Source organism: Microbacterium maritypicum MF109 (assembly GCF_000455825.1).
Taxonomy (GTDB): domain Bacteria; phylum Actinomycetota; class Actinomycetes; order Actinomycetales; family Microbacteriaceae; genus Microbacterium; species Microbacterium maritypicum_A.
In genome coordinates this window covers 1-336 of the sequence record NZ_ATAO01000120.1, presented here as the reverse complement: position 1 = coordinate 336, position 336 = coordinate 1, and the positions used below count along the sequence as shown (strand labels likewise).

The window sequence follows — 336 nt, the reverse complement described above, 5'->3', positions numbered from 1 at the left end:
TTCGCGATCCCGACGTACGTGTTCATCGGCTCGGTCGGCATCATGATCGTGACCGGCCTGATCCGCACCTTCCTGGGCGACGCCCCTGTCGCCTCGAGCGCCGAGTTCTCGGTGCAGGCCGAAAGCCTCGGCCAGGCGGCCGTGATCCTGCTGATCCTGCGCGCGTTCTCGAGCGGATGCTCCGCCCTCACCGGTGTCGAGGCCGTGTCGAACGGCGTTCCCGCCTTCCGCGCCCCGAAGGTGCGCAACGCCCAGTCGACACTCGTGCTGATGGGGTCGATCGCCATCTGCCTGTTCGCCGGCCTCACCGCCCTCGCCCTGATCACCGGCGTGCAC

At 68.8% G+C, this 336-nt stretch carries 1 pseudogene; it reads left to right on the top strand.

From position 1 onward, the window contains the following. A pseudogene (locus L687_RS0121285) lies at nucleotides 1–336 on the top strand (DNA-binding protein); the annotation flags it as partial.